Below are 24,608 nucleotides of genomic sequence, written 5' to 3' on the forward strand. Positions count from 1 at the left end.
ACTATGAAGTTAACTGCGATGATATTCAGACTTATAACCCCCGCCTTCGTGGGTTTATTTCTGCTAGTAACACATGCGAATGCTCAGGTATTCACTCCAGCATCTCTCACTATTGATGATAATCGTGTTCAAGCAAAGCTCTCACTAAGTGTTTTAATGGAAGTTGACGTTACCCTTGAATTTGAAAATAGCATTGGTTTAAACGCTGACAGTATTGAAATTACTGCTGAACTCATCAACCCAACAGATCTTAACGTAGTAAACAGGCTGCCATCGTCACTGACAAGCGCAGTGTCAGGGTTTCCGGTTTTGGTATCAATATCACCCAAGGCCGATGCCGGTTTCGGTTTTGAGGGCCCAGCAATGGTTGAGCTTTATACAAAAGCAATTCACTACGACCCTGACGTACCGCTTCGTCTTTTTACATCCCACGACAACGGCAAGTTTGAAGATATTACAACATTAACGTCGTCGGGTAGCTTCCGTGCTCGCGGCAGTACAGGTCGCTTTTCAGATTTCATTATTTTGTTAGACAATCGTACGCCAACGGGTGTTATCAATGAAAAGCTCGCTGATATTTCGTCAACACTGTCTAACAACCAGTTAGGCATCGATACGGCTTTATTTTCACAGCTTGATTCAACGTTAAATAGCATATCGCAAACTTTATCAGTAGTTGATTACGCTGCTGCTATGGTAGTTGTCGATCACATGATTACGCTAGTAGAAAGCGCAGACGGCGCATTATTGCCCAATGTGTGGCGTTCAAGCGGTGACCTGGTGAATGTTCAAGGTGATTTGCTTACGCAACTTAAGACATTACGCTTTAGTCTTCGCGTTTTATAGTAGGTGTAATCATGCCTTTGCAAATGGCGATTAAGCAGCAAGACGGCTCTGTTGCAGAACATGTGTTGTTTGAAGGGCGAGACTACAGCGTAGGTCGCTCACCGAACTCTGATATCATAGTTAATCACCCACAAGTTTCTCGCTCTCATGCCCGCTTAAATACGGACAGCGAAAACTCGTGATATTTAGACGACACAAGCTCAACAGGTTGCTACGCACTAGGCCAACCCGTTCGCAAACTAAAGTTAGACAAGCAACAAAGTTTGTTGCTTGGTCCGGTGGCCTGCGAGTTGCGGCCTATCGATTACAGTAATGTAGTCAAACTAGATAGCCAACGCGAATGGCGAAAGTCTCAACTTCACCGTTATCAAAGTCAGTTTCAGCATTGTAAAGACAGCTCGGCGTTGGTTCATATAGCAAGAGAGTGTCTCACGCATTCTTTAGGTTGTGAACGAGCCTCACTAATACTGATTGATAATGCCAATAAATTAGAACTCGGCGTGGGGTACGAGCCTTGGATGGAGGGAGACGGTTTTACCGGAAGCAGAACCATAATACGAAGCAGTATTGCACAAGGCGATGTACTGGCTATCGGCAACGTTGTCGCTAACGATAGCTTTAACGCTCAGCACAGTGTTGTAAAAAATGGTATTCAAGCCGCTTTAAGCGTGCCTATCTTGGTACAAAATAAAACAGTCGGAGTGCTTTATGCCGACTCTACTGAAAGCCGTCGGTACTTCACTCAAACCGACATCGAGTTTGCGCGGTCGTTGGCTAATTTGATATCTCTGCGTTTGTTATTCCACACTATTGAGCATAAACTGGCACTTATAGGCTAAAATAAAAACAATAAACAACGATGCCGTGCAGAATCATGGCATGCCAGTCGTTGTAACAGCAATGAATAAGAACCGTGTGGAGATGCCTTTGAGTAGGCCAGATGTTCCCTCGTCAACAACAGAGCAGCTAAAAACAGAAGCCCTCTTTACAGGTCCTAACTATGAGGAAGGGTTTCTGCTTGCCCAACGTTTTAGAATAACGAAGCAGCTTGGTTCGGGCGCACAAGGGTTAGTATTCTCAGCAAAAGATGAATTACTTGATACCGACGTTGCACTGAAAATCATTGAGGGCAGTGTCACCGACCCGGCCCAAATGACGGTATTGCGAAACGAAGTTAATATTGCGCGACAGCTTCAACACCCCAATATCATTCGTGTACATGACGTTTTTTGCGACGATGACACTGCCTTTTTCACCATGGAGTATGTAACGGGTGAACCCCTCTACCAGCGACTTCAAAGCAATGTAAGTCGTAACGATTTCAATTTATGGAAACACCAGTTACTCGATGCCATCGCCGCGTGTCAATCAATAGACATAAAACATGGCGATATTAAGCCTGACAACATTTTAGTCGACGATGATAATAACCTAAGGCTTATCGATTTTGGCATAGGGCAAAGCGTCGACATGTTCACGCAAACCAGCGGCCATCATCACTATACTGCCCCCGAAATACTTCAAACAGGCAAGGCTAACGAGCAATCAGACTTATTCAGTGCAGGCAAAGTGCTTGAAGACGTATTTGCACAGGTGGATAAAAACGGAGGTTTACAAGGTTTTATATGGCGAGGCCAACAAAAAAGCGTACTTAAAAAGTTAACCGCTAAAAACCCGAAAAACAGACCCGCCCTGCATACATTGCTCAAAGAGAGTAGTGCATTTACGCATTCCGTTTTGGTACTAGCTACGACGGGCGTTGTGATGTTGGCTGTTATTGCTTTTTATGTTGTATCGACAGCGTCCAAAAAGCCCCCTGCTGACCTTGCAAGCGAACATCCGCTTCAAATGATCGTGCTACCCCACCCTGACTTCCCTTTGCTTGATACCATTTCAGAGTTATTGCGCTACCCATTATCAACGCACCCCGACATTGCGCTGTTACCAAAAGATGAAACGGCAAACGTAATCAAAAACTTAGCGTTAAACCCTGCACAAAACGATACGCAGCGGGTAGATTTTGCTGCTTTGCTTGGTGCCGACACAGTACTGCTACTAGATGCTACGCCCACCAGCAGCCAGTCTTATCTATTGCACGCTAGTGTGCTTCGTATGCCGGCAAACACAGCTGCATTCACCACGTCTGCAACTGTAAATGCTGCCACGCTATCAAAAGATTTAGCAGCATTTGCCAATACGTTAGTTAGTCACTTGTTCGATGCCCTTGCCACAAAACGCGAACTGCCTGATTTACGTTATTTAAGCGCATTGGATACCGCGTGGCAAAAAGGCGAAATGCTAAGTGTAGCGAATACTGCTGAGGCAGTTACTACAGCAACACCAGACTATCCCGGTGGTTGGGTAGCATTGGCAAATATAGCACTTGATGGAGGCGACTTTGCATCGGCGAAAAAGGCGCTTGATACACTTATGCAACTACCGCAACTTGATGAGTATTGGCGCTTGCAGGGCGAACTAATTCGCGCGCAAATTTACGACGACTTATCGCTTGCGCAGCAGGCAATAAACGCACTAACAAACGCCTACCCTGACAGACCAGAGTTGCTTGCTATGCGCGCAGACATTCATCAATGGGCAGGTAATGATACAGACGCCATGGCTGACTATACCGAAGCGTTAACCCTTAGACCTAACGACGGCCAACTGTGGTTTGAATTAGCACGCCTGCAAATTCTAAACGGTGATATAGAAACGGCCACCAGCGATACACTTACCCAAGCATTGGTTGCATTTAGAAAGGTGAATAACGAACTCGGCGAAAGTTTGGTACTCAATGGGTTTGGTATTGCACATATGCGTATGGCAGAAAATGACACTGCCACCAAATATTTTAACGACGCACTTGCACTGCGCAGTGCCGAGAGTCAGCCTTCTGAACGGGCAAAAACACTTGCCAACCTAGCACTTTCCACATCTATGATGGGCGACTATGAGGTTGCAGAGCAAGCGCTTAAAGAAGCACTAAGCTTATTACAAAATTTAGGCGATATTGAACAAGAGGCGCATGTTCACGACTCACTTGGCTTTCTTTACGAAGAGCAAGGGCTTTATCAAGAGGCGTTGGCACAATACAAACGAGGCTTAGATCTGCGCGTACAACTAGGCGATAAAATACTCCAACCTGAGAGTATGAGCAACGTGGCATATATGCACTTTCTTATTGGCGATTTATCGTTAGCCGAAATTTACTGGCAACAGTCGAAGACATTATTTGAGCGAAATGGCGACAACTCACATTTGCTTCGAACTTATCAAAATTTGGCACAGCTCAGCTTAGTTAAAGGGGATAACCGACGAGCGCAGCAATATCTAACCAGTGTAGATAACAGCTTAACGGGCGAAAATAATCAGGAGCGCATGTACAACCACCTGCTCTATAGCTTTTTGAACTTTGCCAACAGCAACGTGTTGCAAGCCATCACACATATTAACGACGCAGAGCGCTTGGCAAAAGACAATAACGACGTACGAGCATATATTGAGGTGAACCTATGGAAAGGCGAGGTTTGTCTCAAAATAGCCGACTGGGATTGCTTAGCGCAGGTACTTGAGCAAGTAAGCGGCGATATCTCTAAGAACAGTCATGAGCAGTATGCGGTGTATCAATGGCTTGATATGTCGCTGCAACATCACACTCAAAGCCCGGTAGATGACAATAGCCAGGTGTATAACGCCCTTATCGACACTACTAACATTCCAACTATCACCGAAATTAAAATTTTATTGGATATGCAGCTGCGCTTCAATCTCGACATAGACAGCGAAGCAATGAAGAAGTCGACAGCATTAATGAAACCCAGCCTCTACCAACCCTACCTAGACTTGCTGTATATAAAAGCACAAGCCGGGGATGAGCGCTCTCTTAAGACGCTAGAACAACAGATTACATTACACGATTCATATTGGCGAAATCACATTTATTATTCCATTATACCTAATAGTGAAGAGCGCCAGTATCAGCTTACAACACAGTGGTTAAATCAGCTGACTGAGACACAGGCAAAAAATTACAGGACGGCTTATATTGAGTGATGTGGAACAAGAGCTTGCAAGCATAAAAGCATTACAGGCCTCGCTGAAACAGCGGCTTGATGATGACCAAGCCGTTTTGCAACAGCTTGCTAAGCGTTTGTGGGCGCAACAAGAGTCAGAGAAAGCAAAGCTTTCTCGCGAGCTTCACGATGGCATTGGGCAATTGCTGACAGGCTTAACCAGAAGACTACAGGCGCTGTCTCAACAGTCGCCAGAGTTAGCTACTTTGCACAGCATTGCCGATATGGCCCTGCACGATGTGCGCCAGCTGTCACGCCTAATGAGCCCTACTATTTTAGACGACCTCGGCTTAAAACCTGCACTCAATTGGCTTTGCCGTAACCTTTTAGAGGATGAAGCCATTACTTATGAAAGTCACATTGATTTGCCTGCTGATATACCCAAAGACATAAGCATACTGCTTTTTCGCATTGCACAGGAAACCCTTGTTAATACAGTAAAACACAGCGCCGCATCCACAGTTACTCTCTCCTTAGGGCATCATCACAATGTCATTCGTTTAGACATTATTGACAATGGAAAGGGTTTCGACACAAAACAAGTAGAGCCAGGCATAGGACTCTCTAGTATTAACGATAGAGCATCAGCATTCAGCGCTCAGCTTGAGCTGATATCGGCCATTGGAAAAGGCACTCGTACAACAGTAACGGTACCTATATGACAATAAACGTTGTAATAGCAGACGATCACGTACTGATGCGCCAAGGCGTATCTCAAATGCTGAATTCACATGAGCACATCAGTGTGATTGATGAGTGTAACGATGGTGTCGAGCTAATTGCTTCAGTGCTAAAACATTCACCTGATGTCATCCTTATGGATATATCTATGCCCCGAATGAGTGGTCTTGTGGCGATTGATAAGATTCTTGCCCAACGAGCAGCAGCAAAAATACTTGTTTTGTCTATGCACAATGAAGTTGAATACGTTGAAGCCATGCGGGATGCAGGCGCTAAAGGTTATATTCTAAAAGAGTCGTCGGGAGAAAGTCTTATCGACGCCATTAAAAAGGTGGCAGCCGGTAAAATCTGTTTCCCCGATACTGAGGAAAAAAATAATGACGGCCAGTGTCAAAAACACATTTCGCCACTGAGTGTGTTAACTCGTCGAGAGCGAGAAGTATTCTTCTTAGTGGCAGCTGGCAATACCAGCAAGAAAATTGCAGAGTTACTCGATATGAGCTTAAAAACAGCCGAAAACCACAGAAGCAACATTTACAAGAAACTGAATTTAAGTAGTTCGGCTGAACTGATAAGAATGGCCGGCAAAGCCGGCCTATTAGAGTGAATTAACGCTCTGCCACCTGCGTGACAATAAACGCTGCTTCACCGCGTGATACGCTATTTGAAGGGTTAAAGAACGCTTTTAAGGTTGGCTGGAAGTCAAAGCGGCCTTGCTCAAGTTTAACCTCAACCTGCATTAAACCTGCCGCAAGAGCTTGCTGAACATAGCCTCGCAGTTCAGGCGCAATATCAGCGGTATCCTCTACTTCAACCGCTTCGCCGAGCACAATGGCAATAACCTTGTCTGCCGAAAAACTCTGTGCTTCAGATTCCAAGCCCAACGCTTGTACCATCGAGTACGCTATTTCTTCTCGTGATACTGCTGCAGAGCTATCAAAGAAATTACCCTCTGCCTTCATTAATGGCTGGTCCTGCATATCAAGGTCTGCCAACACTGCGCCTTGAGTGGTGACGGAATTGACCGCTGCGGAATTTGAAGCACTTACGTCAGCAAAGTTGATAGCGTTGCCATCAATTGATTGGCGCACATTGGCACTAAGCGCTAGCGTGTCTGCTAATTCGGCGCGAGTAAGCACTTTGTTTGGCTTAAAGCCACGCTTCTTGGCGTCCATTAGCTCATTTGATACAACATACTCAATAAACGGTTTCGCGGGGTGCCCTACCGCATCATCAATACCTGTAAAGCCATCCGTTACCAGCAAACGAATATTAACGTCGTTAGTCGCAGGAATACCCAAACCATTAGTTACACCAAGAGGGTCGACCGACACGCCGCTTATACTTCCAATACCACGGCTGTAAAGTTTCCATGTTCCGGGCTTACCAGGCGCTGCAGTACCCACCGAAGAACCCAAAACAGGCAAGCCTATACCAGAGCCGTATGTATTGCCTTCAGGATCTTCAAGTACAAACGCCGTGGCCGACTCAATGGAAGCGTTGGCCACAACCATAGACACATCAGGACCGACTTCAAACGTTTCTGTTGGCGATTCACCCACGGGTAAATATGTGGTTGAAAGTGTAAGTGATTCACCTTCAGATACGTTAGCAAAGGCGTTAAATTTACGGTTTTGTTTTACCGTGTCGCCATATACTTCCACCCCATCAATTACTGCTTTTACCGCTGCATACGCATTTACGTAACCAGCTCCCGCCTCCCAAGGCGCAAGCCCTGCCATAGGTGTGGCGGTTTCTTGTAGAATCGACTTCACATCTTCCCACTGAAGAGAAGGGTCTGCCTCAAGCATAAGCGCCACAATACCCGAAACATGAGGGGCCGCCATTGAAGTGCCGCTTGATACTGTATAGAAAGGTAAATGTTGTGGCTCGATTAATTCGGCATCGGCTTGTGCACTGAGTGCTCCTAAACTAGATAGTGAAGCGCGCGCTGAAATAACGTCTACGCCTGGCGCGGTTACCGTCGGGCGGTCTTCCCAGGTAAAGACTTCACCGTCTACAACAACCTCGTCACCCTTGCCATCAACACCACGTGAGCTAAAGTCTGCCAACTCACCCTGCTTGTTTCCTGCAGCAACGGTAATTACCCAAGGCGCCTTTTTGAAGTTACCGGTAATAGTCGATTCGCCTGGCCCAGAGTTACCAGCAGAGAATACCGTGACAATTCCCGCATCGGCTAGGTCTTTGGTTACTACATTCGTTGGATCGTCTGGATTGAAATCTGTACCTACGTCACCAGTGTTACCGAACGAGTTTGAAATAACACGGATGTTGTATGTGTGTTGGTGCGTTTTCGCATAGTCGAAACCACCAATGGTGTCGAGGATAAACAATCCTGCGCCCGAACCGTAACCAATAATATCGGCTCCCGGTGCTACACCAGCATGTAAACCTGAACTTTGCGCGCCATTACCGCCAACAGTACCGGCAACATGAGTGCCGTGGCCACCAAGAATGTCTGTGTTCGATACATCTTCTTGGTAAGTAATGGGTAAAATTCCGCTGAAACTTGCCAAGTTAACTTGAGCAAGTACGTTTTGCACAACGTGATTTGGAAACTCCAAGTCGCCGTGTGTGCCGTCTACGCCAGAGTCGTTAACGACTACACCAATACCTTTGCCCGATACTGGTACACCGTTTAAACGAATATCTCTGTCTGCACGGAGTTTTTGGACGCCAGTGATTTGCGTAGACTCGTGATTTTCTAATACCAGCGGGTCGTTGTTCCAAACCGAGATCACATCATCACGCTTATACAGAGCTTCTACCTGCGCTTTGGTAGCCAATACGCCCACAACAGGCAGACTACGCATGCTCACACCACCGGTTATTCCCAACGCATGAATAGCGTTAAGCTGGCTTTCTGTTGCTGGACCTTCGTTATCGAATGTAACAATCACTTGATGAAGCTCTAAGGGAGCTTGCGACAGGTTGTTGGCTAATGTTTCGTGGAATGTTTTTGCGCTTACCATGCTAGTGGGTAGAGCGACTGAAACCGCTGCAGCTATTATTGACTTTTTACTTAAGAATTTCATAGTACACCTCTATTCAAGTACACAATGAGTATTTCTCGTAAAGCACTTTGTCTCTATGGGGGGTTACCCCCAAACGAAAATATATTTCACATTTTTTTAACAGCAGTTTTTGTGACTGTCTTTTTTTCATTTTATGACTGTCTTGATAACTGTTATGACTGTCTGAATATCGTTTTATGACTGTCTTGATAACTATTTTGGAAGGCATTCTAAGAAAAGATAAAAAAAGCCCCCACAAATGTAGAGGCGAAAAGCAAGGGGAAAGTGCTTAGGTAAAATTTTATTTATCAGAAGGATAAGAATAAGAATCCGATCGATGTTTGACTAGTGGAAAAGTTTTTTAACTGCGCGCTCTTATACCGACTAAGCCACAGATTGCCAATGCAAATAAAGCAAACGAGCCTGGTGAGTTTACGCTTGTGGAGTTATTATCAGGTCCAGTTACAGTAATCAGAGAACCCGCGCAATAGACGGTAAAGTCATTTGTACTTTGGTCTTCAAGGTCGAAGCAAGTGTCGTTCTTCCCAAGCCCGAAAAAGCCGTTAGAAAGCGTGACCCAATAATTTTCCAGTTCAAAAACAAACTCGAAGCCTTCATCTTTGGTGCCGCTTGAATTGCCAAAAACGCCATCATCGAGATCTACAATTGAGATCGCACCGAGATAGTTTTCAGTTAACATTACCGTTTCGGCACCAAAATTAAAGACAAACTCGAATTTCTCAAAGCTAAGGGAATTTACGTGGGCAGCTGATTCGTATTGAATAAAGCCGCTAAATAAGCCGGAGCGCGATGAATCATTGTCATTTCGCATTTCTATTTCTTCAAAGTTATAAATAATCGAAGAAAAAGAGTTAAAAGACATAACACTTAACAGTAACAACATAGCTAATTTCATTACAGTACCTATAACCTGTTAACTTCAGTGGTTATAAGTATTGTCCGAGCTGCAACAGCGCGCTATGAGGAGTTCCCCCTATAAACGACTGTCCCATTTTCCCTGTTTAACTACCGCTGTCTAAACCCCCTACCCATTGAGGTGTTTAAACCATGCTCTCTCAAAGAGTAAATGATTTTATCTATCAAAAATCAGCAAGTCGCAGCCCGAATTACACTTCATTGCTAAGCTTGAACGCCCAGGTGAAGATTTACGCGAGGCTTTTGAATCTTCACTTCAACGCAAACTTGGTCGCCATAATAATTATCAGCGTAGTTACATTCTTTTTTACTGAACGCGACTTTTTCCGCAACGTTAGTAGGTGACTTTGAAGTAGTAAACTTTGTAAATAATGTGCTCATCGTTTTCTCCTAAAGCTAATTCTCAAGATGTCTAATTCTTAAAATAACAGGCACATTATGCTTAATCAATAATAATGATTAAATCAAAAACATTCGATTAGGCTAATAGATTTTATCTCATCATCCAAGGCCCCGTTATAGCCAATGTCTTCGACGGAGAATAAAGATTAACAAATAAGGTTTGACCATCGGGAGAGAAACAGGCACCAGCCAGTTCAGTTTGGGCGTGTAATTTTGCAAAATTATACACTTCACCGTTAGGCGTTACGCCGCGTAAATGATTATCAACCACATCAGTATATTGGTCTTCACATACAAGCAAGTGGCCGTTGGGGCACACGGTAAGATTATCGCCAAAGTTATACAAATTTTTATCTTTGCTTTCTAAAAACAATTGTAGTCTGTCGTTTTTCCCATCGACAGATGGCATTAAACGCATTACCTGGCCTAACTGCATTTTCCCCCCATTAGTACAACAAAAATACAGCTCATTTTCTCCCCAATGAATACCCTCGCCTCTGGCAAATAACGCGGCGCCCTTTTCAAATGCCTGCATACGGAGGTTATCTTCGGGGCTTTCCGGATGTTCTAAATCTACCCACTCAATATTTAACCACTTTCCTATCGGCATAGTGGTAGCATTCCAATTTCGAGAGTCGAACTGAGGACGCCCAGACACTTTAAGCGCTTGTAATTGACCGCCAGCAGCGAGATTTGAAGGCGAGTTTGGTAAAAAGCGATACAAGACACTGTCGCCTCTATCTTCTGTTAGATAAACTATGCCGGTGCGGGGATCGACACTTGCGGCTTCATGATTAAAACGTCCCATTGCTGTTAACGGCACGGCTTGAACCATAGAGGTTGCCGACGCTGGAACCTCGAAAATATACCCGTGCTCTTTATTTACCAAGCCATTTGGCTTATCAACCGACTCTTCACAAGTAAGCCAAGTGCCCCACGGAGTAACTCCGCCGGAACAGTTGCGCACCGTTCCAGTCAAACTCATAAACTCTCTTTCAACGTGTTGAGTAGACAGATTGTAAATTATTGTTGATGTACCACCTGGCAAGGCTACTCCACTACTATAAGTATCGTATGCGAGAGAGTGAGAATGCTGTTGAATAGATGGAGGCTGTTGTTCGATATGCTTTGGGTGTAACTCGTGATTGCGGATGAGCGCTAGTCTATTATCGTCAAGAGCTAAACACCCCATACCGTCTGCTCTGTCTGGCACATTCAAACCGTCAGACATTGCATTCCCGAATTCAGAGATAACGCGATAAGAAAACCCACTAGGTAAATCCAATAAGCCATTGCTGTCTGAAAGCAAATTTCCATAGCCTTTTGATATCGACATTACCTCTTCTGTTGCCTGACCCAATTGGTTTTTGCCAAAGCCACTTGACGCCAACCCTCCAAACGCTAAAGAACCCAAAATAAACTGTCGCCGTGAAATCATAGTAAGGACCTATTAAACAAATATGCTGAGGTGGGCGTCAATTGACATAAATTAATAGTAAAACTGTCATTTGTTATATTATAACAACTAAAAGAAATTTTACCTTTCTGCCTTAGCAATAATTGGTCATTGCGCAACAGAATCACTTATACATGAACTGGTGTTCAAGTTACTGAGCTATAATGTCAAACTTAGACTGTCGAATTCAGACAGGCATTTTTGATTGTCGAATTCAGACTGTCGAATTCAGACTGTCGAATTCAGACAGGAAACCACTATCACACTATCGTGACAGGCACGAAAATAGCCTGACAGGCATAACAATCACAGGCGCTATCACCCTAGCTCACTGTTATGCCAGTGTTGTACAAATTGGGGTTTTGAGAAATAGTAGCCCTGAAAACGATTACAGCCCTTACTCGTGAGGTAGTCAACCTGCTCTTGCGTTTCTACTCCCTCTGCGATTGATGTGACATTAAGCGCTCTTGCCATTTCAATAATGGCATCAACAATAGGCGCTCCCTTTTTAGCGCTGTTATTATCAATATCGTCGATGAATATTTTATCAATCTTAAGTTCACTAATGGGCAACTCTTTTAAGTAAGCTAAGCTAGAATATCCGGTGCCAAAGTCGTCAATAGAAAAGCGAAAACCATAATTGGCCAATTCGTTCATTGTGTTTTTTACTGTCTCGATATCTACCACTAGCGCGGTTTCAGTTAACTCTAAAATTAACATTTGGCTTGGAATGCCGTAATAGTTGATCCTTGCAATCAAAGAGGAGGCGAAATCGGGCAATACAATTTGTTTTGCGCTGATATTGATAGCAACGCACAAATCCAGCCCTCGAGCGATAAACCGTTTGAGGGCGTTTAGTGTTTCATCGATGACCCAATTACCGATATCGCAAATAACATGGCTTTCTTCGGCAATGGAAATAAAGTCTGCGGGACTGACGACTCCAAGCTCTGCAGAATGCCAGCGTACCAGGGCTTCGAACGACGTAGTTTCACCACTATGATTTACCTGTGGTTGCAATGCCAACAATAGCTCGTCCTTAGCCACAGCTTGCCGCAGATGAAGCTTTATAGCCAAATAGCGATCTAACTCCTCCATACCATCTTCTGAAATATGACAAAGGCCGAAGGGGGCTGATTTTTTAGCCCGCTTCACCGCATTTTCAAGTACATTGATCATGCGTTCATAGTTTTGCTTACTGGCTTCAAATATCGCGCTGCCAAGAGAAGCACTCATCGAGACGTTCACGCCGCTAAGGTCTACATCATAGTGCCGAGGATTAATTAACGCATTTTCTATCATGCTGGCATTGAAATGATGAATGTCCGCTTTTTTATAGGTTTTCTTTGATAGGACGATAAAGCTGTCGCCTGCGAATTTATAAATGTGGTAGTCGTGGCCGATAATAAACAGTAACTTTTCAGCAATAGCACGTAGTGCGTTATTAGCATTGTTATAGCCTAAACGCGTATTTATCTGCGCCATATTGTCCATATCAAGCAAAAGAATATGCATATACTCATGATGAATGGCCGCGCGCAAAATCAAATCTTTGCATTCTTTTTGAAACCACTGACTGTTGCGCAAGTGTGTAACGCTATCGGTATAAGCAAGGTTATAAATTGTATCTTGGGCTGCTATTCGCTCACTGATATCCCGCACTACGCCAATGTAAATCTTTTCGCCTAAATCGGTACTTTCAGAAAGCGATAACTCCATCTGAAATACTGAGCCATCTTTGCGCTTTGCAGGCAGTTGCCTGCCCGTACCTATAATTTTGGCATTCCCTGTACGCTCATAATTTGCCATGTAACGAGAGTGGTTTGATGCATATGGCTCGGGCATAAGTACTTCTACAGACTGCCCGACAAGCTCGTTTTTTGCGTAGCCAAACATGGAAAGTGTGATGTCGTTACATTGTTTTATGATGCCTTTTGCAGAAATACTCACTACCGCATCGTTAATGTTGTCGAGAATATTTTGAATTCTTCCAGCCCGCTCCTCGCTCAAGATCATTGTTTTCTTATAATCGGTGATATCTTCAAAGGCTCCGAAATAGCGCCTCACATTCCCTTCTTCGTCAAGTTCGTGTTTACCCGATGTTCGGACCCATTTTTTGACATTGCTGGCCGAAAGTATTTGAACTTCAATATCGTACGAGGTGTTGTGCTTTATCAGCTCAGCAAAGGTGTGCTCGACTAACTCTATTGATTCTTGGCTATAAAACGACAAAGCATCATCTACGCTCACTGGCTTTTTATATGAAATATCGTGAATAGCATAGGTTTCCTTGGACCAAAATAGCTTGTCTTCAACAGGGTAATATTCCCACGCCCCGGTTTTCGAGAGACTACTTACTTCATCTAATAAAGATAAGTTATTTATAGTACGGAATTCTAGATAGTACTTTTGTAAGCGCGTGGCAATGAGCTTTGCATTCGCACTGAAGCCTGGTTTGTGCTCTTCAATGTTAGGCCTTGGGGACGTAAAAATCGCAGCTAAAATACCTACGTTGCGCCCCTCTTCATTAAAAAGTCCTGCGCCGAGATAAGCCTCTGCCGCTATTTTTTGAAGTGACTTATCGCTGGGAAAGTGACTGCGTACAGAGTCGGAAAATGCACACACACCGTGTTGTAAAACCTCTTCGCAAGGAGAGCCCTGCAATGGATAATCGGATAAATCACTTACTAGCGTTTGCTGTTGAATTCCAACTAACACAGAAACACTATTTTCGTTTCGGACACCAAGCAACAAAAAGTCAGCTTTTAGCGATGCATTATATTCAAGCAATTCATCGACAAATACTTGCTTATTGGCCCTAACTAGCCGGCTAAACTCGGCTTCCTCAAATACAGCATTGTGGGTAAACATAACGTCCTTTTGCGCCCAGCCGCCGACTCGATAATATCTTTAACCAGGCAGAAGATTCTTTCATTTGTACCTACAGTAGAAAAATGAAGGCTTTTTTTCAATAATAAAGAGAATAGTAGAGTGTGTAACATAGTCAATCTAAAAGAGCATTAAAACGCCAGAAAAAGCTTTTATAAACAATACCTAAGCAAACGCTTATATACCCTTGAGGAGATAGGTGAATGTCATCTATCGCCAAAAGTTCGTACTCTTCTTCTTATTGGGACAGGCAATTTTACTTGCCCTGTTGAGACAGACACTTGTACTTTTTGTACTTGTCATTGAATTAGTCACTTAGGTAGACAGTCCTCCGACTATCTATTGAGACAGGCATGTTTTCAATGCTCGATCATTTCTGTCACTACCAAGACAGGTATGGCTAGACCGCTATCAAGACAGTCACGACTAAGCCGCTATTAGCCTAAGCCCCACAAAACTGTACTTCAATACACTTTCTTTAGGTGATGTAGCACTCCAAACTGGTATCAGCACAATTAAACGTCAGAATAGCTCGATGCCTAAAGCCCGAAAGTCTCAAATTAGCTTATCAGATACACCGTATTATCACTGCGTATCTCGTTGTGTTCGCCGCGCATTCTTATGTGGAACAGAGCACGGAAAAAGCTTCGAACACCGCCGCAAGTGGGTTGAAGACCGCATTCATGCGTTAAGTGATGTATTTGCGATAGAAGTTTGTGCTTACGCGGTAATGAGTAACCATACCCATATCGTTCTGCATGTGAATAAAGAGAAAGCGATAGCGCTCTCGACAGAAGAGGTTATTGATCGCTGGCATTCGCTGTACAGAGGAACCTTGTTAACGCAGCAATATGCCTCGCCCATGACACGAAAAGGCCTCAGCGAGTCACAGATAGACACCGTGGAAAATACGGCAGGCGTGTGGCGAGCACGACTTTATGATATCAGTTGGTTTATGCGCGCACTCAATGAGTACATAGCTCGCGCGGCCAATAAAGAGGATGAATGTACAGGACATTTTTGGGAGGGAAGATTTAAATCCCAGGCGCTACTGGATGAGTCTGCACTAGCTGCCTGTATGGCCTACGTCGATTTAAACCCGGTACGCGCTAATGTGGCGAAAACGCCTGAAGCCTCAAACCATACCAGTATTCAATACCGAATTCGTGCTGCGAGGGTGGGTAAAACACCGAAACGACTTATGCCTTTTGCTGGTAACCCACAGCGAGATATGCAAAGTGGCTTACCTTTCACTCTTAGCGATTACCTTCAGCTTGTGGATACAACAAGTCGATATATTCATCCAGCTAAACACGGCAAAGTAGAGAGCAATACGCCACACATTCAAGCGCGTCTTGGTATCGAGAATGAAAAATGGCTGACGTTAACTACCCAGTTTGAACACTGTTTCAAGCATGCTGCGGGGAAAGTGGTTCACCTTGAACAGTACGCCCACAACCAACATCAACAGCGAGTTCATGGACGAAAAAGCGCTATGCGCTTACTTGGATAAACCTATCGTTACTTCTTAAGAGTGCTTGCTCACTGAGAGCTTTGAACTGCTATATAGCCCCTACACAGCCCCCAAGTGCCACTACCAGCTATTTTACGCTATCACTTATTCAATGTAGCTTCAGATCCGCCAAAAAACCTTCGTTCACAAACTTACAAAGCGTAGATGTAGTCAGTGCCTATGAGTTCCTACTGAAATCCTAATGTGACAGTCTTACTAGCGGCCGCGAGATCCTAATATGACTGTCTTATTAGTGACCGGAGCTTTTAGGAAAAGCTTAAGAGATACAAAGAGCTGCGTCCGCTTTAAGAGCTATTGAGGGGTACATCAGTAGTATTAACATGCCTGTCTCAATAGTAGATTTTTTACAGGCATAAAAAAAGCGCACCTAAGTGCGCTTTTTTGTGCAGTGTTTGCAAAGTCTAGATTAGTCTAGGATCTTCGCTACAACACCAGCACCTACTGTACGACCACCTTCACGGATTGCGAAACGTAGACCTTCGTCCATCGCAATCGGAGCAATTAGCTCAACTTTGAATTTAAGGTTGTCACCAGGCATTACCATTTCTACGCCTTCTGGAAGCTCTACAGCACCAGTTACATCAGTTGTACGGAAGTAGAACTGTGGACGATAGCCTTTGAAGAATGGAGTATGACGGCCACCTTCGTCTTTAGACAATACGTATACTTCTGCTTCGAACTTAGTGTGTGGGTTGATTGAACCAGGCTTCGCTAGTACTTGTCCACGCTCTACGTCATCACGCTTAGTACCACGTAGTAGTACACCAACGTTCTCACCAGCACGACCTTCGTCTAGAAGCTTACGGAACATTTCAACACCAGTACAAGTCGTCTTAGTTGTATCTTTGATACCAACGATTTCTACTTCTTCACCTACTTTAACGATACCTTGCTCAACACGGCCTGTTACAACAGTACCACGACCTGAGATTGAGAATACGTCTTCGATTGGAAGAATGAACGGCTTATCGATTGCACGCTCTGGCTCTGGGATGTATGAATCAAGAGCTTCACCTAGTTCGATGATTTTCTTTTCCCACTCTGCATCGCCTTCAAGCGCTTTAAGTGCAGAACCTTGGATAACTGGAAGGTCATCGCCTGGGAATTCATATTCGCTAAGAAGTTCACGAACTTCCATTTCTACTAGCTCAAGAAGCTCTTCGTCATCAACCATGTCACATTTGTTCATGAACACGATGATGTGAGGAATACCAACCTGACGACCAAGTAGGATGTGCTCACGAGTTTGAGGCATTGGGCCATCTGTCGCAGCAACTACTAGGATTGCACCGTCCATCTGAGCAGCACCAGTGATCATGTTTTTAACGTAATCAGCGTGTCCTGGGCAGTCAACGTGCGCGTAGTGACGTGATGGAGTATCGTATTCTACGTGTGACGTAGAGATAGTGATACCACGTGCTTTTTCTTCAGGCGCGTTATCGATTTGATCGAATGCTTGAGCTGAACCACCGTATGTCTTTGAAAGAACAGTAGTGATAGCTGCAGTTAGCGTGGTTTTACCGTGGTCAACGTGGCCGATTGTACCCACGTTTACATGGGGTTTCGTACGTTCAAACTTTTCTTTTGCCATTTCTATTATCCCAGCAAAGTTACATTAAAAAAATTTTGAATTTTTACAACATGAGCTGGGGAGAAAACTGGTGCTGATAGGCAGATTTGAACTGCCGACCTCACCCTTACCAAGGGTGCGCTCTACCAACTGAGCTATATCAGCACTGATTTGGAGCGGGCAGTGGGAATCGAACCCACATCATCAGCTTGGAAGGCTGAGGTAATAGCCATTATACGATGCCCGCAAATCTTAATTCTCTGGCCACCTCATAAAGAAAGTGGTGGAGGGGGCAGGATTCGAACCTGCGAAGGCTGAGCCGGCAGATTTACAGTCTGCTCCCGTTGACCGCTTGGGTACCCCTCCAGAATTGATGGTGCCGACTGCCGGAATCGAACTGGCGACCTACTGATTACAAGTCAGTTGCTCTACCAACTGAGCTAAGTCGGCACTACATCAAGTGGGTGCGCATTCTAGAGTAATGACTTACTCAGTGCAAGTGTCTTTTTGAAAAATTTTCATTTTTCTTTCTGACCGATTTCTCAATCTATCAGAAGGTTACGCTAGAAAATCACCAAGTTCTTTTCTGGCGTATCGGGCAAGACCTTGCACCACCAAATGAGCGGGACGAATGTTAACAGCGGATTCTAAGAATGCAAACACTTTTTTGTCTCCCCCCCCTAAAATAATGTCAAATTCGGTTTGTTTGCTTGATATGTAATCAACGGCGCTCAAATAAACACCATAAACCGCTGCGTGACACCCCGTTGCTACGCATTCTTCGGTGTCTGTCCCCACCCCAAAGCTGGTCGGAATTTCATCATTTGCGAATACTTTTTTCGTTGAAGCAACTAAAGCATCTCTCATAACGTTAAAGCCAGGCACTATCCAACCGCCTAAATGTTGACCATTAACAACAAAATCAACGGTAATTGCTGTGCCAACATCCATAACAAAAAATGCTTTTTTTGTTTTTTCGGCTGCACAAATCATGGCAAGCCATCTATCTACGCCCATTTTTTGTACATTGGCGTAACTATTTTTTATTCCAAAGGCCTCTTTTTCTGTCTGCTTTTCTACGAATGTAATATTTCTCGCTGCACACATGGTTGAAATTTCATCAACCATGTCCTGATTTCTTACTGATGCGATATAAAGATGGGTAATATTTTTTTGAACATCGACAAAAGAAAATAAATTTTCTAGAGAATCACTGGCTTTTGGCTCTTCATGCACATTACTCAGTAACGCATATTTTATAAGCGTGTTTCCTACATCAACCAATAACACCGATGTTTCAGTTACCACGAAGACTTACCTCACCACCGTGAAAGCGTGTTATTCCGTCTTGCGTTTCAACCAACAGCGCACCACTCGCGTCTACGCCTCTGTCGATACCGGAAAAACGCTTTTCTCCCATTTGCAGCACAATTCGCCTGTCACCGTACAAATCTAGTGCCTCCCAATGAGGTACAAAAGGACCAAAGCCTTGTTGAGTAAATTTAGGTAAATACGACCATAGAGACTTAATAATCTGCGCCGCTAATTCATTTCTATCTGGTACCTTTCCTAAAAAAGATGCTAAATCGCTGTGCGGCTGCCCCACGTCATACTGATTATCTGGCACACAAACATTAAGACCGATACCAATAACACAATGTGCTGTCGCCCCTATCTGCCCCTCTACTTCAATAAGTACACCCGCCAACTTTTTACCCTGAAGGTAGATATCGTTTGGCCACTTTAATTCGGCATCATTAACACCGAACTCTTTAAGGGCATCGCATACTGCTAACCCCACCAATAAAGACAGGCCAGCCATACTTTGATACCCATCGGGAAACGACCAATACATAGAAAACGTTAAGCTCCCTCCTACCGGCGCCAACCAGGTTCTGCCGTGCCTTCCTCTGCCGGCAGTTTGAATTTCTGCAAAAATAGCGTCGCCATCGGCAAGTTCTTCGCGATTATTCGCAATACGCTTCTTCATCTCGGTGTTGGTAGAGGGTAGGACAGACTCCACGTCTATCATTGCTCGCTTTGTGTTGCCTAAGTATTTCTTTATGCTGTCAGCGCTTAACATCTCAAAGCCTCGATCAAGACGGTATCCCTTACCTTTTACTTTAAATACATCTAATCCCCAATCGGATAACTGGGAAATATGGCCCGCCACGGCAGTTCGAGACAGTCCCACCTGTTGAGCAATAGTCTCACCTGAGTGAAAGTGGCCGTCAGACAATAAGGCTAAAATGTGTTTTCTTATTACTTTAGATGCCTGTCTCATTATTTGAACAATCCTTTATAACTCTCGCATGATTGCAATGTCGTTACTTTTACTGTGCTTTTTTGGTCCCGCGCTTTTTTGGTCCTGCGCTGACAGTCACTATTGCATTATTTCCAAAATAAATGACTAGTGGGTAACAGCATTTAGCATTAAACGACGTTTGCTATAAAAAGCCAATACACTATGTTGGTTCTACAATGCCTCCAAGCCTCGTTTTCCAATGAGCCGCACCTCTGGCTCAAGATCAATATCGAAGGTTTTTCTAACATTATTTATAATTTCAGTAGCCATATAACGCACGTCATCACCAGAAGCATTACCTAAATTTGTCAGTACCAAAGGCTGTGTGGGGTGACATCGAACATCATTGTAAGACTTTCCTTTAAAACCAATACAGTCTATCAGCCAAGCAGCAGGCACTTTTGTTTCGTTTTCGCTTACTGTGTAACCAGGGATGTCGGTGTAAGTGGACTTTAGCTTGGCAAATTGCGTGCTACTCACAACTGGATTTTTAAAAAAACTTCCCGCATTGCCCAGTACTTCTGGGTCGGGCAATTTATTTTTTCTTACCTCGATGACTTTATTGTATATATCAAGTGCAGTTGGCGATATAAGCACTGCTAGTTCGCCATAAGAAGTCACTAATTGATAATCTTTGGGTAGCGCAAAATTCACCTGTGTAATAAGTGCCTTGCCGGCTAACTGATGCTTAAATATGCTGTCTCTATAGCCAAACTGGCAGTCGGAAGGTGTTAATCGCACCTGTTCTGCAGTGTCAATCATAGTCACAATAACAGACTCGATAAATCGGTTAATTTCTACCCCATATGCCCCTATATTTTGTATAGGCGCAGCACCCACAGATCCTGGAATTAAAGCCAAATTTTCGAAGCCATACCAACCATTCTGCATGCACAGCTCAACCAGCGCTTGCCAGTTCTCACCAGCGCCTGCGCTTATGTAGTGATGCGAGTCGGTATCGAAATGACTAATGCCTTTGATATTATTGACAAGTAGAGCGCCGTCAAAATCATCGAGAAAAATAGAGTTGCTTCCCCCGCCTACAATATAGCTAACAGGGAATTTTCGATAAGCGTCTATAAATTCATTTGCTGATGAGAAACTGACTACTGTGTTGCAGGATGTAGAAAGACCGAAGGTACTGTAGGGCTTGAGAGATGGCATACCGTATTTACATTGCGCTCTAGGATGAGCGTTATGGTAGGTTAATGGTCATATAAATAAAAGGGTAATAAGGCCGAAATACGCCTTATTAAATATAAATCAGCCAACGATAACACCGCTGGCTTCCTGCAAACGACTCTGAGGACGCATGGAATTGAATCGTATTCAGAGCATTACTTCGCTTTATAGCCAATTCTAAAGCCGCCCCAATGTTTGCCATTTACATAAATAGGCGCAGATAAGTCGTGCATTATCTCCCCCGTGTCCCTTTTATAAGTTTGCAGGAGGAAAGACTCAGTATTGCTTCCGCACCTACTGCCAGTTTTATCGCTAAAGATCCTTTTCGTTCTATTATTGGCCAAATCGGTATCGTAATTACCAGTGAGCGGCTGACTGAACTTAATGTTATGTGTTGGGAAGTAACCGTTCACGTCTACAGCCCCGGCATAGATGATAAAGTCATTATTATCTAATATTGGCTCTTGAATCTCGGGTAGTACTTTGTCTGTGAAGCTATCAAACGCTGTAGTGTGTTTCTCAGGGTTTGTATTGGGCACAGGGGTGTAGGTGAAATCGAACAGCTCTCTCTCGCTAATTGCTCCATCGCTAATCGCTTTTTCAAAGCGCCTGCCTATTTGCTTTGAAGTATTAATAGCGATATCCCGAACTCGGCTATTCTCATCATCAATATCAAGCGACTCTAACAACCTAAAAATGTCTTCGGCCTGAGTACTTAACGCCAAGGCCTGCTCGGAAACCTCGGATAAATCATGTTCCAGGCTACTCGTAGCGTTCTGTAATGATTCAATAGAAACACCAATACCGCCACTATCCTGAGCAAGATTCGACACATTTTCTTGCATCGCCAGCATTGCTGTTCTTGCCTCAGAAGAAAGCAAGCTTGATTCTGCAATTAATGTTTCACTTTCAACGAGTAGTTCGCTCATGCTTTCGCCCGACTCTGATACCTTACTCATAGTCTCAACAGCTTGCTTACTACTCTGGTTCACGTCTTGTAAAACATGCTCTATACCAGATGTTGCCTCTGTCGTCTTCTTAGCCAACTCTCGCACTTCATCAGCAACTACCGCAAAACCTCGCCCTTGATCACCAGCCCTAGCCGCCTCTATAGCAGCATTAAGTGCAAGCATATTAGTTTGGTCAGCTAATTGATTAATAGTGTTAGTAATATTGCTGATGCCCTCTGCTCTGCTTTTGAGCTCAACGAGCGTTTGAGAGGAAATAGTAATCTGTTCACGAAGTAACTCTTGATGTTCTAATGCTTTCTTAAGTCTTCTACTTCCACGCTGAGTCTTCTCGTCAGAGAGGGAAACCGCGTCACCTGCTTGGCTGGTAAGCTCTTTAAGTGAAGCGCTTCCAGACTCTAAGTTCTGAAGTCTTCCGCTCATTTCACTTATACTGCTTACCTGATCGCGAAACGCTGATGATAACTTATCGAGAAAGAAAGAGACTGACGCGCCGCCTATAGCAATTTTGCTTGACGCGGCACTTATTTCGTTACCATTTGATGCGTTTCTATCAAGATACCCAGAGCCAGCTGGATGCGCTTCATTCGAGGACTCGGATTTTGAGTCGAGATTAGACAGAAAATAACTTGCCATCAAGGTAGCTAAGAAAGCAATAACGACAGTTATATAGATTGAATTTGTAATGAAAAAACTCGCAACAACAGCTACCGCCGACACTAACGCTGGAACAACAATTAACATACCCAATCACTATTTAGCCTGACAATATAAACAAAATAGAAGAAAACTCAGAAAAAAACTATACGAAGATAGTCTTAGAGATAAATGGGGTCAAAAAAGGCCCAGTCGAAAACGGTATCTGTCATTATTTTTGATAGAAACACTCAAAAAACTCCCTTTTACTATTTGCAATAAACGAGCAATTCTCAAAACGCCCTTTTCGTTCCTCTAACTCTCCCCGTCTCACATTAAATTGCTTAACAAAATACGCTTCTGGAATGCTCGTATTAGGTATCGTTCTGTAGACCGTTGCGTTTTCAAACCTAGCTTCCAATTTTACACCTTTGTCAGTAATAAACTGTTTGGGGTGTGTATTTGAAGCATTTAAAATCTCCGCGAAGTCATAACGTGCTATACCGCTTGCATCAGTGTTAATAGATCTAACGTATTTATCATTTATATAGAGTGACACACTAGAAGAATTAACTGGGAAAACCTTTGATGACTTGATTGCCCTCTCGTCAACGATATAATCATCTTCTAACTTTTTCTTTACCGTTTCCCATTCATGGGTATCTTTAACCCACATATCAGAAGTGAACCCAACCGTTCCGAGAGTGAAAATATCAGCAAGAATAGCTCCTGGTGTACCAATTATCGCCATGAAGGGACTGTCGGTGACGGTACTACCCTCTCTTTTTAAGTTGGTGCTTTGAACCTTTTCGTAAATTTTAATTTCTTTCGCCGTGTAGATATCAACCTTTTTTAAATCGACGTAATTATCGCTCAGAGATAGCTTGTATTCATTGGAGACAAAAACAGGCTCACTCAATTCATGTTTTAGCAACTGGCCCTTTTCAAAACGAACGTTTTGAACCTTTGTTGTAGTGCATCCAGACACGGTGGCCAATAAGAGCAGACAATATAAAAATTTCATTGTTGAGATCTCTATTATTTAAAAAGTAAATTCATAATCCGTCGCATTACATAATTTTGCATAATGCGTAATCGCTCTAGCGAGTTGCCGAGACTTTGAGTGATTAAGGTCACGATCCATACCAATGTAATTGACCACATCACTTACCTTAAAGTCAAAATAAGATATAGGGGACCACTTCCCAATATTTTTCTCACAAAAATCATTTTGCGCGTTACACGCTTTTTGCATTCCGTAATCACCAGAATAACGGTCTTTAAACCGCACCCGGACATAAGCGTGCTTGCTGTTCGGTTTGGCTATTATCTCAACGGGAAACAATATACCCGACAAATTCATTATAGAACTAGTATTGTCTCGGTTGATTTGTAGTCGGCAATCCTCTCCTGTTATGACTAATTTTTTATCCTCATCCCAAGCGACCGCATGTTGAGCTATCCAGTCAGAGATCTGTGCTCTAGATGCTTTTGGCAGGGGTTGCTTTTCATCGCTGTCGCTTTTTGAATAAACGCTAAATGATAAAATAAGCGTAACTAATAGTGTGATTTTTCTTCTTATCGTCATTGCGATTTTCCTTTCATTAATAAATCTAAGCATTATGTAAACATAAAACGTTGTCAATTTTACAAGCCTATATTTAAATTCAAATATGATGAAACTCGAAAATCATAAAGCAGATTGAATAACACCAATCCGCCATTTAACACCCGGAAGACCAGCTATGACAAAGGCTGAGTCAATATTAACTTTCAAAACAGAAATTTGAAAAGAATGACGAAATCGTGGATACCTGTACTAATAATTGGAACAATTTCCTAGATGACATTAAGCGAATAATAAATGTGTGTTCTGGTGACTGGGGCAGCCATGACGACCATTATATTAATTTAGAATGGTATAAGGGCAGAATCAATGGGATGAAACTAAGCCAGTAATGTGGATTTGAACCTGAGGTATCCCCACAAATAATGACTAAAATTCAGTAAGATAAAAAATAAAGGGAACATTCATGACGTTTGGTGATCAGATCTTTCGCCAAAAACAAATGAAGGTTAAACGCCATGAATGCCC

At 43.5% G+C, this 24,608-nt stretch carries 19 protein-coding genes and 4 tRNA genes; 7 read left to right on the forward strand and 16 right to left on the reverse strand.

Annotation, left to right across the window (positions count from 1 at the left end):
- The first annotated feature begins 3 nt into the window (after window positions 1-3).
- From GTW09_RS14790 to GTW09_RS14810, 6 genes are all read left to right on the forward strand, one after another.
- Window positions 4-846, forward strand: coding sequence for a DUF6689 family protein (locus GTW09_RS14790; protein ID WP_163112513.1), 843 nt, complete (start codon window positions 4-6; stop codon window positions 844-846).
- 11 nt (window positions 847-857) lie between these two features.
- Window positions 858-1,028 (forward strand): FHA domain-containing protein, encoded by a 171-nt coding sequence (locus GTW09_RS17635; protein ID WP_239059414.1) that lies wholly within the window; start codon window positions 858-860, stop codon window positions 1,026-1,028.
- Between the two features lie 81 nt (window positions 1,029-1,109).
- A complete protein-coding gene (locus GTW09_RS14795) occupies window positions 1,110-1,685 on the forward strand; it encodes a GAF domain-containing protein (protein ID WP_239059415.1) in 576 nt (191 codons plus the stop codon).
- A gap of 40 nt (window positions 1,686-1,725) precedes the next feature.
- A complete protein-coding gene (locus tag GTW09_RS14800; protein WP_239059416.1) occupies window positions 1,726-4,899 on the forward strand; it encodes a serine/threonine-protein kinase in 3,174 nt (1,057 codons plus the stop codon).
- 1 nt (window position 4,900) lies between these two features.
- Complete coding sequence (locus GTW09_RS14805; RefSeq protein ID WP_338024969.1) at window positions 4,901-5,581, forward strand: sensor histidine kinase; 681 nt, start codon at window positions 4,901-4,903, stop codon at window positions 5,579-5,581.
- Complete coding sequence (locus tag GTW09_RS14810; RefSeq protein WP_163112515.1) at window positions 5,578-6,207, forward strand: response regulator transcription factor; 630 nt, start codon at window positions 5,578-5,580, stop codon at window positions 6,205-6,207. Before GTW09_RS14805 ends, GTW09_RS14810 begins: the two co-directional genes overlap by 4 nt.
- 1 nt (window position 6,208) lies before the next feature.
- Here the strand turns inward: GTW09_RS14810 and GTW09_RS14815 are convergent, their stop codons facing one another.
- From GTW09_RS14815 to GTW09_RS14835, 5 genes are all read right to left on the reverse strand, one after another.
- Complete coding sequence (locus GTW09_RS14815; protein ID WP_163112516.1) at window positions 6,209-8,656, reverse strand: S8 family serine peptidase; 2,448 nt, start codon at window positions 8,654-8,656, stop codon at window positions 6,209-6,211.
- 340 nt (window positions 8,657-8,996) lie between these two features.
- Entirely contained in the window at window positions 8,997-9,551 is a 555-nt protein-coding gene (locus GTW09_RS14820; protein WP_163112517.1) for a hypothetical protein, read from the reverse strand.
- A gap of 224 nt (window positions 9,552-9,775) precedes the next feature.
- Window positions 9,776-9,952 (reverse strand): hypothetical protein, encoded by a 177-nt coding sequence (locus tag GTW09_RS14825; RefSeq protein WP_163112518.1) that lies wholly within the window; start codon window positions 9,950-9,952, stop codon window positions 9,776-9,778.
- A 112-nt stretch (window positions 9,953-10,064) separates the two neighbouring features.
- The gene (locus GTW09_RS14830; protein ID WP_163112519.1) at window positions 10,065-11,411 is read right to left on the reverse strand and encodes an alkaline phosphatase PhoX; all 1,347 of its coding nucleotides are present in this window, start codon (window positions 11,409-11,411) and stop codon (window positions 10,065-10,067) included.
- A gap of 336 nt (window positions 11,412-11,747) precedes the next feature.
- Window positions 11,748-14,300, reverse strand: coding sequence for a sensor domain-containing protein (locus tag GTW09_RS14835; protein WP_163112520.1), 2,553 nt, complete (start codon window positions 14,298-14,300; stop codon window positions 11,748-11,750).
- Between the two features lie 553 nt (window positions 14,301-14,853).
- Between GTW09_RS14835 and GTW09_RS14840 the strand changes: the two genes are divergently transcribed.
- Window positions 14,854-15,831: a transposase gene (locus GTW09_RS14840; protein WP_163112521.1), complete on the forward strand. Its 978-nt coding sequence runs from the start codon at window positions 14,854-14,856 to the stop codon at window positions 15,829-15,831.
- Between the two features lie 427 nt (window positions 15,832-16,258).
- Here GTW09_RS14840 and tuf read toward each other — a convergent pair whose 3' ends face one another.
- The 11 genes from tuf to GTW09_RS14895 all read right to left on the reverse strand — a co-directional run bounded on the left by tuf (window position 16,259) and on the right by GTW09_RS14895 (window position 24,101).
- A complete protein-coding gene (tuf, locus tag GTW09_RS14845; protein WP_083595409.1) occupies window positions 16,259-17,443 on the reverse strand; it encodes an elongation factor Tu in 1,185 nt (394 codons plus the stop codon).
- A 68-nt stretch (window positions 17,444-17,511) separates the two neighbouring features.
- A tRNA-Thr gene (locus tag GTW09_RS14850) sits at window positions 17,512-17,587 on the reverse strand.
- Window positions 17,588-17,594: 7 nt separating this feature from the next.
- Window positions 17,595-17,669 (reverse strand) — tRNA-Gly (locus GTW09_RS14855).
- A 34-nt stretch (window positions 17,670-17,703) separates the two neighbouring features.
- Window positions 17,704-17,788: transfer RNA gene (locus tag GTW09_RS14860), tRNA-Tyr, on the reverse strand.
- A gap of 8 nt (window positions 17,789-17,796) precedes the next feature.
- Window positions 17,797-17,872: transfer RNA gene (locus GTW09_RS14865), tRNA-Thr, on the reverse strand.
- A 108-nt stretch (window positions 17,873-17,980) separates the two neighbouring features.
- Window positions 17,981-18,730, reverse strand: a complete 750-nt coding sequence (locus tag GTW09_RS14870; RefSeq protein WP_163112522.1) for a type III pantothenate kinase — start codon at window positions 18,728-18,730, stop codon at window positions 17,981-17,983.
- Entirely contained in the window at window positions 18,720-19,706 is a 987-nt protein-coding gene (birA, locus tag GTW09_RS14875; protein ID WP_163112523.1) for a bifunctional biotin--[acetyl-CoA-carboxylase] ligase/biotin operon repressor BirA, read from the reverse strand. The genes GTW09_RS14870 and birA overlap by 11 nt, the downstream gene beginning before the upstream one ends.
- Before the next feature lie 192 nt (window positions 19,707-19,898).
- Entirely contained in the window at window positions 19,899-20,891 is a 993-nt protein-coding gene (murB, locus tag GTW09_RS14880) for a UDP-N-acetylmuramate dehydrogenase (protein WP_163112524.1), read from the reverse strand.
- A 173-nt stretch (window positions 20,892-21,064) separates the two neighbouring features.
- Window positions 21,065-22,621 (reverse strand): methyl-accepting chemotaxis protein, encoded by a 1,557-nt coding sequence (locus GTW09_RS14885; protein ID WP_163112525.1) that lies wholly within the window; start codon window positions 22,619-22,621, stop codon window positions 21,065-21,067.
- A gap of 124 nt (window positions 22,622-22,745) precedes the next feature.
- Window positions 22,746-23,537: a hypothetical protein gene (locus GTW09_RS14890; RefSeq protein ID WP_163112526.1), complete on the reverse strand. Its 792-nt coding sequence runs from the start codon at window positions 23,535-23,537 to the stop codon at window positions 22,746-22,748.
- Window positions 23,538-23,555: 18 nt separating this feature from the next.
- Window positions 23,556-24,101 (reverse strand): hypothetical protein, encoded by a 546-nt coding sequence (locus tag GTW09_RS14895; RefSeq protein ID WP_163112527.1) that lies wholly within the window; start codon window positions 24,099-24,101, stop codon window positions 23,556-23,558.
- Between the last annotated feature and the right edge of the window lie 507 nt (window positions 24,102-24,608).

This window comes from Alteromonas hispanica, from assembly GCF_010500915.1.
GTDB lineage: Bacteria > Pseudomonadota > Gammaproteobacteria > Enterobacterales > Alteromonadaceae > Alteromonas > Alteromonas hispanica.